A 14,168-nucleotide genomic window follows, 5' to 3' on the forward strand; every position below is an offset into this window, starting at 1 on the left:
GCCCTCGCATCATGCCGAACCGCCAGCAGCCCACCACCATGCCGGTCCACAAGTACCGCCCGTACGACCAGGTGGACATCCCCGACCGCACATGGCCGGACAACCGGATCACCGTCGCCCCCCGCTGGCTCTCCACGGACCTGCGTGACGGCAACCAGGCGCTGATCGACCCCATGTCGCCCGCCCGCAAGCGCGAGATGTTCGACCTGCTGGTGAAGATGGGCTACAAGGAGATCGAGGTCGGCTTCCCCGCCTCCGGGCAGACGGACTTCGACTTCGTCCGCTCCATCATCGAGGACGAGACCGCGATCCCCGACGACGTGACGATCTCGGTACTGACCCAGGCCCGCGAGGACCTGATCGAGCGGACCGTGGAGTCGCTGGTCGGCGCCAGGCGGGCCACCGTCCACCTGTACAACGCCACCGCTCCCGTCTTCCGCCGGGTGGTCTTCCGCGGCTCCCGGGACGAGATCAAGCAGATCGCCGTCGACGGCACCCGCCTGGTGGTGGAGTACGCCGAGAAGCTGCTCGACGAGCGCACGGTCTTCGGCTACCAGTACAGCCCGGAGATCTTCACCGACACGGAGCTGGACTTCGCCCTGGAGGTCTGCGAGGCGGTCATGGACGTCTGGGAGCCCGGGCCGGACCGCGAGATCATCCTGAACCTGCCCGCCACCGTGGAGCGCTCGACGCCCTCCACGCATGCGGACCGCTTCGAGTGGATGTCGCGCAACCTGTCCCGCCGCGAGTACGTCTGCCTGTCGGTCCACCCGCACAACGACCGCGGCACGGCGGTCGCGGCGGCCGAGCTGGCGCTGATGGCCGGCGCCGACCGCATCGAGGGCTGCCTGTTCGGCCAGGGCGAGCGCACCGGCAACGTCGACCTGGTGACCCTGGGGATGAACCTCTTCTCGCAGGGCGTGGACCCGCAGATCGACTTCTCGCAGATCGACGAGATCCGCCGCACCGCCGAGTACTGCAACCAGATGGAGGTCCACGCCCGTCACCCGTACGTCGGCGACCTCGTCTACACCTCCTTCTCCGGCTCCCACCAGGACGCCATCAAGAAGGGCTTCGACGCCATGGAGGCCGACGCGGCGGCGCGCGGCGTCACCGTCGACGACATCGAGTGGGCGGTCCCGTACCTGCCGATCGACCCGAAGGACGTCGGCCGCTCCTACGAGGCCGTCATCCGCGTCAACTCGCAGTCCGGCAAGGGCGGCATCGCGTACGTCCTGAAGAACGACCACAAGCTGGACCTGCCGCGCCGGATGCAGATCGAGTTCTCGAAGATCATCCAGGCCAAGACGGACGCCGAGGGCGGCGAGGTCACCCCGAAGGACATCTGGGCGATCTTCCAGGACGAGTACCTGCCGAACCCCGAGAACCCGTGGGGCCGCATCCAGGTCAAGACCGGCCAGACCACGACGGACACGGACGGCGTGGACACCCTCACCGTCGAGGCGTCGGTCGACGGCGCGGACACGGTCCTGAGCGGCACCGGCAACGGTCCCATCTCCGCGTTCTTCGACGCCCTGCAGTCCATCGGCATCGACGTACGCCTGCTCGACTACACCGAGCACACGATGAGCGAGGGCGCGTCCGCGCAGGCCGCCTCGTACATCGAGTGCGCGATCGACGGCAAGGTCATGTGGGGGATCGGCATCGACGCGAATACGACACGTGCCTCGCTGAAGGCCGTGGTCTCCGCCGTCAACCGCACGGCGCGCTGACGAGCCTGACCGGCGCTTTTCGGAGCCCCTGCCGCCTTCCGGGGCGGTGGGGGCCCCGTCGTTTACCGGCCAATCCCGGACCGTGTCACGGAGCGGTCCCGCCCGGGGTACTGACTCCGCGTCGACAATGTGGCTAACATCACGCCAACGCGGCGATGTTGCCGCGGGGTTACGGAGGTGCGACGTGCTGCCAGGATGGGGACGAAACGACCGTATTGTCCGTGTTGGTCGTGTGTCCCGCGTTCTAGGCATCCGCACCGCGTGGACCGCCGTCGGCGACGGCGAGTTCTTCTGCCCCGGCTGCGGGGGCGACCGCAACTACCAGCGCCTGACCGGCCGCCGGCGCTTCACGCTCCTCGGCGTCCCGGTCGTCGCGCGCGGCGAGACCGGACCGGTCGTCGAATGCGCCGCCTGCGGCGGGCACTTCGGCGCCGACGTCCTGGACCACCCCACCACGACCCGCTTCTCGGCGATGCTCCGCGACGCCGTGCACACGGTCGCGCTCGCGATCCTCGCGGCGGGCGGCACCTGCTCCCGCGCCGCCCTGGAGACGGCCGCCGCCACGGTGCGCGCCGCCAGCTTCGACGACTGCACCGAGGAGCAGCTGAACGCCCTCGTGGAGGCCCTCGCCGCCGACACCGGCCGCCTCTTCGGCGAACCGTGCGGAGCGGGACTGGCCATAGAGCTCCACGAGGCCCTGGACCCGCTGGCACCGCACCTCGCCGCCGTCGGCAGGGAGGCGGTCCTGCTGCAGGGCGCCCGCATCGCGCTGGCCGACGGCCCCTACACACCGGCCGAGCGGGACGTGCTCGCCACGGTGGGCGCGGCGCTCACCATCTGCTCGGACGATGTGACCCGGCTGCTGGCGGCGGCGCGCACACCCTCGTAGCCGCCCCACGGCACCCGCCCCGCCGTACTCCCCGGGGAGTAGTGCCGTCTCTCCGTCACCCCCCGCAGTAGAGCCGAACTCGCCCTCCCGCGCGACGAAACCCCCGGCGCGCGACGGGAGTCTGGAGCGTGTCCAGACACCCGTCCAGGAGGGGAGGACCCCGACATGGGGCCCGGAAAGACAACGACGCGTAAGCGCAGCAGGGCCGTGCCCTGGGCGCTGCTCGGGCTCTGGGTGGCCGTACTGGCCGTCGTCGCGCCGTTCGCGGCCAAGCTGGCGGACGTGCAGCACGACCGGATCGTGGACTACCTGCCGGCGAACGCCGACTCCACCCGGGTCGCAAAAATCCAGGACCGGCTGCCGGGCGGCGAGGCGACCGAACTGGTGCTGGTGTACCACCGGGACGGCGGGCTGACCGCCGCCGACCGGACGACCGCGCACCGGCAGGTGGAGCAGGTCGCCGACCGGCACGAGCTGACGGGCGCCCCCGAGGGCATCCCGTCCAAGGACGGCACGACCCTGATGTACCCGGTCTCCTCCACCGAGCCCGGCCAGGACGAGGACCTGCGGGACGCGCTCGTCGACGACGTACGCCGGATCACGCACGGCGACGGAGGACTGGACGTCGAGGTGGGTGGACCGGGCGCCCTCAACACGGACGCCGCCCAGGTCTACGACTCCCTCGGCGGACCGCTGCTCTACACCACCGTCGCCGTGGTCGCCGTCCTGCTGATCCTCATCTACCGCAGCCCCTTCCTCTGGCTCGTGCCGCTCGTCGTCGCGGGCGTCGCGGACTACCTCTCGATGGGCGTCGCCTACGGGCTCCACCAGGCGTTCGGGACCACCGTCTCCGGGCAGAGCTCCGGCGTGATGACGATCCTCGTCTTCGGCGCGGGCACCGACTACGCCCTGCTGCTCGTGGCCCGCTACCGCGAGGAACTGCGCCGCTTCGAGCGGCCGTACGACGCGATGCGGGCCGCCCTGCGCGGCTGCGGGCCCGCCGTCCTCGCCTCGTCCGGGACCGTGGCCGCCGGGCTGCTGTGCCTGCTCGCCGCCGACCTCAACAGCAGCCGCGGCATGGGCCCGCTGGGCACGGTGGGCGTGCTGTGCGCGCTGGTCGCGATGCTGACGCTGCTGCCCGCCGTACTCGTGCTGCTCGGGCGCCGGGTGTTCTGGCCGCTGGTGCCGGCGTACGGGAGCCGGCCGGTCCAACGGCGCAACCTCTTCTCGGCGATGGGCAGTTCGGCCGGGCGCCGGCCCCTCGCCGTCCTCGCCGGCGGGGCCGTGCTGCTCGGCGCGCTGGCCCTCGGCGCGCTGAACCTGCCCGGCCCGCTCAAGCAGCAGGACGCCTTCGTCGACAAGCCCGAGTCGGTCGCCGCCATGGAGACCCTGGCCGCGGCCTATCCCGAGCGGGGCACCCAACCCCTCACCGTGATCACCCCGACGGAGGAGGCGGACGCCACCCTGGCCGCGGCCCGCGCCCAGCACGGGGTCGCCGGCGCCGAGCGGGGGCGGACGGCGGACGGCTGGACGGAGATCACGGTCACCGCCCAGGACGCGCCGCAGTCCGCCGGGGAGACCAGGACCGTCGAGGACCTGCGCGCGGCGCTCGACGGGTCCTACGTCGGCGGCCCCAGCGCCCAGCAGATTGATCTGGAGGACACCAACGCCCGCGACCGGCTCGTCGTCGTCCCGATCGTCCTGCTCTCGGTGCTGCTCATCCTCGTCGTCCTGCTGCGCAGCCTCGTCGCGCCGCTGCTGCTGGTGGCCGCCGTGGTCGCGGTGTGGGGTGCCGCGCTCGGCATCGGGGGGCTGGTCTTCGGGCCGGTCCTCGGATTCGAGGGGACCGACCCCGGCCTCGGGCTGCTGTCCTTCGTCTTCCTGGTCGCCCTCGGCGTCGACTACGGCATCTTCCTCATGCACCGGATGCGGGAGGAGTCGCTCGCGGGCGCGGAACCGACCGCGGCGGCGCTGACCGCGCTGCGCACCACCGGGGGAGTGATCGCCTCCGCCGGTCTGGTCCTCGCCGCGACGTTCGCGGTGCTGACCAACATGGGCCTGGTGCAGCTCGTCGAGCTGGGCTTCGTCATCGCGGTCGGGGTGCTGCTCGACACCTTCCTCGTGCGGACCTACCTCGTGACCAGCGCGAGTGTCGCCCTGCGGCGCAGGATGTGGTGGCCCGGCCGGCTCTCGCGCGAGCCGGGCACGGCGGGACCCGGGACCCCGCCCGGTCCGCGGGAGAAGGAACCGGCCGCCGTCGGCTGACCGCCGGCCCCTCGACAGGCGCCCCTCCCGGAGGCGCGCCGGCGACCGCCCGCCCCTCGACAGGCGCCCCTCCCTCCCGGAGGGGCGCCTCCTACCGGAAGATGAACCCCGTGCAGGCAATCCCGGCAGAGACGGCGACCGCGACGACCGCGGCGAGCGCACCGGTGCCCGACCGCGGCCGGACGCGCCCGGGCGCGCTGCTGCGGACCGCCGTCGGGCGCATGGCCGGCGGCCCGCCGCCGCGGTCCCTGCGCGCCGACGCCTGTCTCGCCGCCGCCCTCGCCGTCCTGGCGGTGGTGATCGGCGCGACCTTCGGGGACGGGCGCGCACCCGACGCGCTCGGCTGGCCGCTGCTGCTCTGCGGCCATGTGCCCCTCGCCTGGCGCCGCCGCCGTCCGCTCACCGCCCTGCTCGCCATGCTCGCCTTCATCGGGCCGTACCACGCCCTCGACTACAACCACACCGCCGCCACCGCGCCGGTCATGCTGGCGCTCTTCACCATCGCGACGATGTACCCCCCGCGCCGGACGCTGCGCATCGGCCTGGCCCTCATCGCGCTGATCCTGGGGGTGAACGCCGCCGTACCCCCGCACCAGGTGATGGAGGTCCTGCGGATCACCGGCTGGATCGTCGCCTTCCTGCTCCTGGGCGGATACGTCCGCGTGAACCGCCAGTACGTCGCGTCGGTCGTCGAGCGCGCCGAACGGGCCGAGCGCACACGGGAGGAGGAGGCGCGCCGCCGGGTCGCCGAGGAGCGGCTGCGCGTCGCCCGCGACCTGCACGATCTGCTCGCCCACAGCATCACGCTGATCGGGGTGCAGACGTCCGTGGCCGCGCACGTGCTGGCCGCCGACCCCGACCGTCTGGACCGCGCGGCGGTGGCCCGGGCCCTCGACGACATCGCCGACACCTGCCGGGCCGCCCGCGGTGAGCTGCGCGGCACGCTGGAGGTGCTGCGCGAGCCGGACCACGCCCCCGGCGGCGACGGGCGCGGACCGCTGCCCGGCCTGGACGGGATCCCGGACCTGGTGGCGGCGGCGACGACCGCCGGTGCCCGCGTCCGGGCCGAGGTCGGGGCGGGGGCGGCCGAGGTCCCGTCCGCCGTCGGTGCCGCCGCCTACCGGATCGTCCAGGAGGCGCTGACCAACGCGGTGCGGCACGCGGGGCCCGGTGTGACGGTCCTGGTGGACCTGCGGGCGGAGGCGGGGGCGCTGCGGGTGACCGTCACGGACGACGGCGGGGGAGCGGACGACGGCGGGGGAGCGGGGGACGGCGACGGCACGGAAGCCGACGGCGGCCGGGGAGCGGGCGACGGTCGCGGGGCCGTCACCGGGGCCGGGCCGGGCGGCGGCCGGGGTCCGTGGGAGGAGGACGGAACGGGCGGCGGGGACTCTGTTGCCGTCCCCGGATTCGGGCTGGTGGGCATGCGGGAGCGGGCACGGAGCGTGGGCGGCGCGGTGGAGGCGGGGACCCGCCCGGCCGGCGGGTTCGAGGTCGCGGCGGTACTGCCGCTGGCCGGACGGCCGGCGCCGGGACCGCGGCGGCCGTCGGCGACGGTGCTGCCCCGGCAGCCCGGAGAGGGGACCCTCCGATGACCGTCCGGGTCCTCCTGGCCGACGACCAGACCCTCGTGAGGGCCGCGTTCGCCATGCTCGTCGAGTCCGCGCCCGACATGGAGGTCGTGGCGCAGGCGGGCACCGGCAGGGAGGCCCTGGAACTGGCCCGCGGCGCCCGCGCCGACGTGGTGGTCATGGACGTCCGCATGCCCGATCTCGACGGCATCGAGGCGACCCGGCTGATCGCCGCCGACGAGGATCTGGCCGGGGTCCGGGTCCTGGTCCTCACCACCTACGACACCGACGAGCACATCGTCGAGGCCCTGCGCGCGGGCGCCTCCGGCTTCCTGGTGAAGGACACCCGGCCGGCCGAGCTGCTCGACGCCATCCGTACCGTGGCCGCCGGCGACGCACTGCTCTCGCCGGGCCCGACCGCCCGGCTGATCGCCCGCTTCCTGCGCAGTCCCTCCGTGCCGGCGACCGACGGCGGGCCGGAGTGCCTGTCGGAGCGCGAGCGCGGGGTGCTCGCCCTGGTCGCGCGCGGACTGACCAACACCGAGATCGCCGAGTCGCTGGGCCTGAGTCCGCTCACCGCGAAGACCCACGTCAGCCGCATCATGGGCAAGCTGGGCGCACGCGACCGGGCCCAGCTGGTGATCGTGGCGTACGAGTCGGGACTGGTCACTCCGGGCACCCCCTGACCCGGCGCACCGTCAGTACGCCCTGTGCGCACGGAGGTTGCCACGGCACCCGGTGCGCATCCGTCCGGCCCCCCGTGCGGACCGCCGGGCAGTCGACGACCGCCGGGCAGTCGACGACCGCCCGGCACGGCCCTCCGTCTCGCGCCCGCGGAGAGGGCCGAACGCCCTACAGCAACCCCGCCGCCGCCAGGTACTTCCCCACCCGTTCCACCTCCGCCTCCGACAGGGGCACCTGCGGCTCGGCCGTCACCGGGCACGCGATGATCCCCCGCAGCCACAGCGCGGCCTTGAACGCGCCGAGCGCGGACGAACTGCTCCCCATCCGGGCCGGATCCCCCACCCCCACCATCCCGAACAGCGCGCACAGCCGCTCCTGCTCGGCCCGCGCCCCCGCCCAGTCCCCCTCCCGGCAGAGCCGGTCCAGCCGCACGTACCCGGCGGGGTCCACGTTCCCGAGGCCTGGCACCACCCCGTCCGCCCCGAGCGCCAGCGCGGAGTCGGTGATCAGCTCGGAGCCGGTCAGGACGGTGAAGCGGGGGATGTCCGGGTGCGCCCGGGCACCCAGCACGACGGTACGGAAGGCGCCCAGGTCGCCGCTGGAGTCCTTGAGGCCGAACAGCGTCCCGTCGGCGGCCAGTTCGAGGACCAGCTCGGCGGGCAGCTTGGTGTGGACGCCCGAGGGGAGGTCGTACGCGAGGACCGGCACCGGCGAGCGCTCCGCGACCAGCCGGTAGTGGCGGGCGATCTCGGCGGGATGGGTGCGGGTGTAGAAGGGCGCGGTGGCCACCACCGCGTCCGCGCCGGCGGCGGTGACGGCCGCCACGTGGTCCAGGACGCGGGGCGTCGTCATGTCGATCGTCCCCGCCAGCACGGGGAGCCGGCCGGCCACGTGACCGGCCACGGTCTCCACCACGAGCCTGCGCTGGGCGTCCGTCAGGTAGGCCGCCTCGGACGTCGAGCCCAGCACGAACAGCGCGTGCACCCCTCCGGCCACCAGGTGGTCCACCAGCGCGACCAGCGAGCGTACGTCCACCTCGCCGTCCGGTGTCAGCGGGGTGCAGACGGGCGGTACGACACCGGTCAGCGGGGCGGGGATCGACATCGGTGCTCCCTAGGGCTGGTGCTGGGCCGGGATGCCGGCCGGGGCGGTGACCGGGGAGGGCGCACCCGACGCGGCGGCGGCCTCGGCCACCAGGTCCCGTGTCGGCCGGCCCTCCTCCACAGGATGGTGACAGCGGAAGCGGTGCTCCGGCGAGGCCGCCGCCTCGAAGTCCGGCATCCGAGCGGCGCAGACGTCGTCCGCCTTCCAGCAGCGCGTGCGGAACGGGCAGCCGCTCGGCGGGCGGGTCGCCGAGGGCACGGGTCCGGCCAGCGGGATGGGGTCGACGGGGTGCAGCAGCCCCGGAGTCGCCGAGAAGAGGGCACGGGTGTACGGGTGCCTGGCCCCGTCGGTGACCTCGCCGGCCGGGGACTCCTCGACGATCCGGCCCAGGTACATGGTGACGACCCGGTCGCTCATCCGGCGCACCGTCTGGATGTCGTGCGAGACGAAGACCAGCGCCAGACCGAGCCGCTCCTTCAGGTCGAGGAGGAGGTTGAGGATCTGCGCGCGCACCGAGACGTCCAGGGCGCTGGTCGGCTCGTCGGCCACCACCAGCCGTGGATCGAGCGCCAGGGCCCGGGCGATCGCCACGCGCTGGCGCTGCCCGCCCGACAGTTGCCCCGGCAGGCCGTCGGCCAGCGCCGCCGGCAGCCCAACCAGTGACATCAGCTCCCGCACTCGGTCCTCCCGTTGAGCGGGGCTGCCGCGGCGGTGCACGTCCAGCGGGTCGCGGAGGATCCGCCGGACCGTCAGCCGGCGGTTCAGCGCGGTCGACGGGTCCTGGAAGACCATTCCGGTACCGGCGCCGACGGCCGACCGCCGTTCGGCCGGCTTCATGGTCCACAGGTCGCGGCCGCGATGGGACACCGTGCCCCCGGTCGGCCGCTCCACACCCACCAGCACCCTGGCGAGCGTCGACTTGCCGCAGCCGGACTCGCCGACCACGCCGACCGTCTCCCCGTGGGCTACGGAGAGGTCGGCGCCGGTCAGCGCGTGGACCCGGTCGCGGGTGAACAGGCCGCCGCTGCGTGCCCGGTGGACGACATGGACGCCGGACAGTGTGACGAGCGCGCTCATGTGGCGGCCTCGCTCCCCGTCGTGGTGGCGGCCTCCGCGCCCGGGTCGGGCACGGGGTGGTGGCAGGCGGCCGTGTGCGCGGGCCGCCCCAGCAGAACGGGTCTCGTCGTGCGGCAGACCTCGCTCGCCGACGGACAGCGGTCGGCGAACCGGCAGCCGGCCGGGAAATCGGCGGGCGAGGGCACCACCCCGGTGATCTGCGTCATCCGCACGGCCGCCGACTCCAACGACAGCACGCTGCCGGGGAGGCCCCGCGTGTAGGGGTGGGCGGGCGCCCCGACCAGGTCCGCGGTCACGCCCGTCTCCACGATCCGGCCGCCGTACATCACGGCCACCCGGTCGGTGACGTCGGCGACGAGGGCGAGGTCGTGCGAGACGAGGACCAGGGCGAAACCGAGCTCCGCGCGCAGACGCAGCAGCAGTTCGATGATCTGCGCCTGAACCGTCACGTCCAGTGCGGTGGTCGGCTCGTCCGCGACGATCAGCCGGGGGCCGCGGGAGAGCGCCAGGGCGATCAGGACGCGCTGGCGCTGGCCCCCCGACAGCTCGTGCGGGTAACTGCGCAGGGTGCGTCCGGGTTCCAGGCCCACCAGGGCGAGCAGTTCGGCGGGCGTGCGGTCACCGCCCCGGCGGACGACCTGCCCGAGCTGCGCCCGGATCGTCATGGCGGGGTTCAGGGACGACAGCGCGTCCTGGTAGACCATCGCCATCTCGTGGCCCAGCAGACGACGCCGTACGCGCATCGGTTCGCCCACCAGCTGCCGCCCGTCGAAGAGCACCCGGCCGCGGACACGGGCGCCCTTCGGTTCCAGGCCCATCACGGCGAGCGCGGTGAGCGACTTGCCGCAGCCCGACTCGCCCACGAGGCCGAGGACCTCGCCCGGGCGGACGTCGAAGCTGATGCCGTCGACGATGTCCACCCCGCCGTGCCGGGCGTCGAAGCCGATGGCCAGGTCCTCCACGGAGAGCACCGGGCGACCGGCCGGCAGTGGCCGGGCCCGGGCGCGCAGCCGCCGCGCCGCCTCGGTGAGCCCCGGAAGCGGCAGCACCTTCCCGCTGCCGGGCCGGGGCGCCTCCAGGGGGTCCGCGGCCCCGCGCGCCGCCACGTCCCGCGCGGCCGGGGCCGCCCAGGCGTCGGAGATCCCCTCGGACAGGATGTTCAGCGACAGGACGGTGACCAGCATCAGCAGCCCGGGGAAGACGGTCGCCCACCAGCCGCCCGTCAGCACCATGTTCTTGCCGTCCGCGATGACGCTGCCCCACGAGGGGTCCGGCGGCCGTACGCCCGCGCCGATGAACGACAGCGACGCCTCGAAGACGATGGCCTCGGCGACCTGGACGGTGCAGAAGACCAGCACGGGGGCTGCGCAGTTGACGGCCACGTGGCGCAGCACGATGTGCGGGGTGCGGGCGCCGATCACCCGTTCCGCGGTGACGTAGTCCTCGCCGTACTGGTCCAGGACGTTCGCCCGGACCACCCGGGCCACGGGCGGTGTGAACAGGAACGCGATCGCGCCGATCAGGACGGTGACGCCGCCGCCGAACACGGCGACCAGGACCGCCGCCAGCGCGATGCCCGGGAAGGCCATGACGACGTCGAGGCAGCGCATCAGGGTCTCGTCGACCGCTTTGCGGGAGGTCGCCGCCACCGCGCCGAGGAGCGCCCCCGCGACCAGGGCGAGCGCGGTCGCGCCCAGGCCGATGGCGAGGGACCAGCGGGCGCCGTACATCAGGCGGCTGAGGATGTCGCGGCCGAGGCTGTCCTGGCCCATCCAGTGCGCGCCGGACGGGTGGCCGCTGCCGTCGACGGGGGTCTGCTGGTCGAGCGGGTCGTGCGGGGCGAGCAGCGGCGCGCACACCGCCGGCAGGACGACCACGGCGAGGAAGCACAGAGCGGCCCTGGAGAGCGGCGGCAGCCGGCGCGGGCCGCGCAGCCGGACGCCGGGACGGGCGAGCGCCCGCGCGAGGTGCGCACGCGTGGTCATCGGACTCCGTTCCCCGGGCCGGCCGCCGGTCCGCGGGCCCCCGCCCTCACCGGGCCGCGTCCCGCAGGCGGGGGTTGACCAGCAGGTGCAGGAGGTCGATGACGAGGTTGACCACCACGAAGCCCGCGGCCGTGGTCAGGACGACCCCCTGGACGACCGCCGGGTCGCCGTTCTTCACCGCGTCGATCATCAGCTTCCCCATTCCGGGCAGGGCGAAGACCGTCTCGATGACGACCGCCCCGCCGAGCAGATAGCCGACCCGCAGGCCCAGCACGGTCAGTGGATTGATCAGGGCGTTGCGCAGGACGTTCCGGCCGACCACGACGACGGGTGGCAGGCCGCTCCCGACGGCCGTGCGCACGTAGTCCTTGTCGAGTTCCTCCACCACGGCCGTGCGCACGATCCTGGTGAGCTGGGCGGCGACCGGCAGCGACAGCGCGAGCGCGGGCAGGGTCATCGTCCGCAGCCAGCCGCCGGGCGAGTCGCCGGGATTGACGTATCCGCCGGTCGGGAACCAGCCCCGGCCCACCGCGAGGTACTGGATCATCAGCAGCGCCAGCCAGAATCCGGGGGCCGCGACGCCGGTGAGCGAGACGACCCGGATGACCTGGTCGGGCAGCCGGTCCCGGTGGAGGGCGGCGGTGACCCCGCCGAGCAGCGCGAGGACCACCGCGATGCCGAGTCCGAGGAAGGTGAGCTGGAGGGTGAGGGGAAGCGCGGTGACGACCTGCTCGGCGACCGGTGCCCGGGTCAGCGCGCTGGTGCCCAGGTCACCGTGCAGCAGGTCGCCGACGAAGTGGGCGTAGCGGACCGGGAGCGGGTCGAGCAGGCCGTTCTCCGCACGGAAGTCGTGCAGTTGGCGCGGTGTCGGATTGGCGCCCTGGAAGAACGCGGACGCGGGGTCGACGTCGGAGAAGCGCATCACCAGGAAGACGAAGAGCACGATGCCGAGCGTCAGCGGCACCAGCAGTGCGATGCGGCGGGCCAGGATCCGGGCGACGGTGACCACTGCGGCTCCTCCTCCCGGCCGGCTAGGCCCACCTGGCCTGGAGGAGGTTGATGCCCGGATAGGGCTGGGCGCGCACGCCCGTGAGGCGCTCGGGGTCCCACGCCGTCATCAACTCGGTGTGCACCACGGGGTAGAGGACCGCCTGCTCCGCCACGACGTCGATGCAGTCCTGGATCATCGTCCTCTTGCGGTCGGCGTCGGGCTCCCGCGTCGCCTGGTCCATGTCCCTGAAGAGCTTCCGGGCCACGGGGTTCCCGGCCCAGCGGGCGTAGCCCATCCACAGGTTCTGCGGGCCGTGGTTGTAGTGCATGATCAGATCGGCGTCGAGACCGAACTGGTTCGGGTTCGAGGCGGCGGCCACCACCTGGTAGTCCCGCTTCTGGTCCAGCTTCGTGAAGACGGCCGTGGTCTCCTGCGGCGACAGGGTGGTCCGCACGCCGATCGCGTCCCAGGACGCCTTGATGGTCGGCAGGCAGTCCACGACCCAGCTGACGTTGACGGCGAGGATGTCGATCCGCAGCCCTTCGGCCCCGGCCTCCCTCAGGAGCTTCCTCGCCTTCCCCGGGTCGTACGTGTAGACCGTCTTCGCGGGCCGGTGGGCGGGGTTGGCCTCGTTCAGGAAGGAGGTCGACGCCCTGCCGTGCCCCTTGAGGGCGACCTCGATCATCTTGTCGGTGTCGATGGCGTAGTGCAGCGCCTGGCGGACGCGCACGTCGTCGAAGGGCTTGTGGCGGGTGTTGAACATGAGGAACAGGTTGTTCATGCCGGCCCCGCCCCGGACGGTCATGCCGCTCCTCTTCAGCTGTCCGATGTCGGCGTAGGGGATGTTGTCGGCGATCTGCGCTCCCGCGCTGGCGCCCGAGATCTTCGCGACGCGGGGTGCGGCGTCCACGACGGTCAGCCAGTTCATCCTCTCGAAGGCGGCCTTGCGCGGGCCGTTGTAGTCGGCGAACGCCTCGAAGGTGGTGTTCGACTTCGGGTGGTGGGCGGTCTGCCGGTACGGGCCCGAGCCCACGGCCTTGCCCTTGATGGCGTCGTCCCAGGCGCCCGGCTCGGAGAACACGTGCCTGGGCATGATCTTCGCCAGCGTGAGCCGCGAAAGCCCCTCCGGGAAGGGGAACTTGAGGATCAGCTCGACGTTCTGCGCGTCGATCTTCCGGACCGTCCTGAGCCAGCCCGCGAAGAAGCCCTTGGCGAGCGTCTGCGTGTCGGGGTCGAGGATCCGGTCGAAGACGAACACGACGTCGTCCGCGGTCACGGGCCTGCCGTCGTGGAATCTCGCGCCCGCGCGCAGCTCGAACTTCCAGGAGATGCCCGACAGGTCGGAGGGCACCTCGGTGGCGAGTGCCGCGTACGGTTCGCGGGAGATCGGGTCGGTGTCCAGCAGACCCTCGTAGATGTGGTGGTTGGCGGCCATGCAGAAGGCGGACGCGGTCTGGGTCGGGTCCCAGCTGCCGTCGTTGCCGTAGCCGATCACGGCGGTCAGCGTGCCGCCCCCGCCCTTCCCGCCGTCGGTGTCGTTGGTGGACTCGGGTCCGGCGGAGCAGGCGGACAGCGATGCGGAGACGGCGGCGGCCGCGCCGAGCGCGCCGCCGTACTTCAGGAACGACCGGCGGGGCGGTGCGGGAGTGGGGGGCACGTCGCGCACGGTTCCTCCAACGGGAAGCGGGAGAGCGGCTCGAACGAGAGGGAGATACGACGTCCTACGTCATGGGTGGCAGCGTGACCTTAGGAGGGGCCGGGGGACCGGTCAAGGGATCCTGCACGAATGGCGCGTCTGCCACAGGTGCGACCAATGGAGCCGGTGCGGCAGGGCAGTTGACGGTGTGAACCGTCCGAGGTGGGACGTCC

Annotated in this window: 10 protein-coding genes; 5 read left to right on the forward strand and 5 right to left on the reverse strand. The window is 73.3% G+C overall.

The window, feature by feature from the left end:
- Positions 1-11 precede the first annotated feature (11 nt).
- The 5 genes from leuA (at position 12) to ACZ4NT_RS01250 (ending at position 7,144) form a co-directional block, all read left to right on the forward strand.
- Entirely contained in the window at positions 12-1,733 is a 1,722-nt protein-coding gene (gene leuA / locus ACZ4NT_RS01230) for a 2-isopropylmalate synthase (protein ID WP_467722583.1), read from the forward strand.
- A gap of 184 nt (positions 1,734-1,917) precedes the next feature.
- Positions 1,918-2,622 carry a tellurite resistance TerB family protein gene (locus ACZ4NT_RS01235; RefSeq protein ID WP_467722585.1) on the forward strand — a complete coding sequence of 235 codons (705 nt, stop codon included), beginning with the start codon at positions 1,918-1,920 and terminating at the stop codon, positions 2,620-2,622.
- A gap of 165 nt (positions 2,623-2,787) precedes the next feature.
- Entirely contained in the window at positions 2,788-4,887 is a 2,100-nt protein-coding gene (locus ACZ4NT_RS01240; RefSeq protein ID WP_467722586.1) for an MMPL family transporter, read from the forward strand.
- 221 nt (positions 4,888-5,108) lie between these two features.
- On the forward strand, positions 5,109-6,482 hold the full coding sequence (locus ACZ4NT_RS01245) for a sensor histidine kinase (protein ID WP_467722879.1): 1,374 nt from the start codon (positions 5,109-5,111) through the stop codon (positions 6,480-6,482).
- Positions 6,479-7,144 carry a response regulator transcription factor gene (locus tag ACZ4NT_RS01250; protein ID WP_121403145.1) on the forward strand — a complete coding sequence of 222 codons (666 nt, stop codon included), beginning with the start codon at positions 6,479-6,481 and terminating at the stop codon, positions 7,142-7,144. The genes ACZ4NT_RS01245 and ACZ4NT_RS01250 overlap by 4 nt, the downstream gene beginning before the upstream one ends.
- Positions 7,145-7,310: 166 nt before the next feature.
- Here the strand turns inward: ACZ4NT_RS01250 and ACZ4NT_RS01255 are convergent, their stop codons facing one another.
- Genes ACZ4NT_RS01255 through ACZ4NT_RS01275 form a run of 5 tightly spaced genes read right to left on the reverse strand, consistent with a single transcriptional unit; the run spans position 7,311 to position 13,965 of the window.
- Positions 7,311-8,246, reverse strand: a complete 936-nt coding sequence (locus tag ACZ4NT_RS01255; protein WP_121403146.1) for a dihydrodipicolinate synthase family protein — start codon at positions 8,244-8,246, stop codon at positions 7,311-7,313.
- Positions 8,247-8,255: 9 nt separating this feature from the next.
- A complete protein-coding gene (locus tag ACZ4NT_RS01260; protein ID WP_467722589.1) occupies positions 8,256-9,323 on the reverse strand; it encodes an oligopeptide/dipeptide ABC transporter ATP-binding protein in 1,068 nt (355 codons plus the stop codon).
- Positions 9,320-11,308 carry a dipeptide/oligopeptide/nickel ABC transporter permease/ATP-binding protein gene (locus ACZ4NT_RS01265; RefSeq protein ID WP_467722591.1) on the reverse strand — a complete coding sequence of 663 codons (1,989 nt, stop codon included), beginning with the start codon at positions 11,306-11,308 and terminating at the stop codon, positions 9,320-9,322. The genes ACZ4NT_RS01260 and ACZ4NT_RS01265 overlap by 4 nt, the downstream gene beginning before the upstream one ends.
- Positions 11,309-11,354: 46 nt before the next feature.
- Positions 11,355-12,317 carry an ABC transporter permease gene (locus ACZ4NT_RS01270; RefSeq protein ID WP_121403149.1) on the reverse strand — a complete coding sequence of 321 codons (963 nt, stop codon included), beginning with the start codon at positions 12,315-12,317 and terminating at the stop codon, positions 11,355-11,357.
- A gap of 22 nt (positions 12,318-12,339) precedes the next feature.
- Positions 12,340-13,965 carry an ABC transporter substrate-binding protein gene (locus ACZ4NT_RS01275; protein WP_121403150.1) on the reverse strand — a complete coding sequence of 542 codons (1,626 nt, stop codon included), beginning with the start codon at positions 13,963-13,965 and terminating at the stop codon, positions 12,340-12,342.
- Between the last annotated feature and the right edge of the window lie 203 nt (positions 13,966-14,168).

It is taken from the genome of Streptomyces sp. NPDC026417, assembly GCF_055567695.1.

Excerpts from the sequence above, each read along its gene's own strand:
- leuA (WP_467722583.1), top strand. The coding sequence starts at position 12 with ATGCCGAACCGCCAGCAGCCCACCACCATGCCGGTCCACAAGTACCGC.
- ACZ4NT_RS01240 (WP_467722586.1), top strand. The coding sequence starts at position 2,788 with ATGGGGCCCGGAAAGACAACGACGCGTAAGCGCAGCAGGGCCGTGCCC.
- ACZ4NT_RS01245 (WP_467722879.1), top strand. The coding sequence starts at position 5,109 with ATGGCCGGCGGCCCGCCGCCGCGGTCCCTGCGCGCCGACGCCTGTCTC.
- ACZ4NT_RS01250 (WP_121403145.1), top strand. The coding sequence starts at position 6,479 with ATGACCGTCCGGGTCCTCCTGGCCGACGACCAGACCCTCGTGAGGGCC.
- ACZ4NT_RS01255 (WP_121403146.1), bottom strand. The coding sequence starts at position 8,246 with ATGTCGATCCCCGCCCCGCTGACCGGTGTCGTACCGCCCGTCTGCACC.
- ACZ4NT_RS01260 (WP_467722589.1), bottom strand. The coding sequence starts at position 9,323 with ATGAGCGCGCTCGTCACACTGTCCGGCGTCCATGTCGTCCACCGGGCA.
- ACZ4NT_RS01265 (WP_467722591.1), bottom strand. The coding sequence starts at position 11,308 with ATGACCACGCGTGCGCACCTCGCGCGGGCGCTCGCCCGTCCCGGCGTC.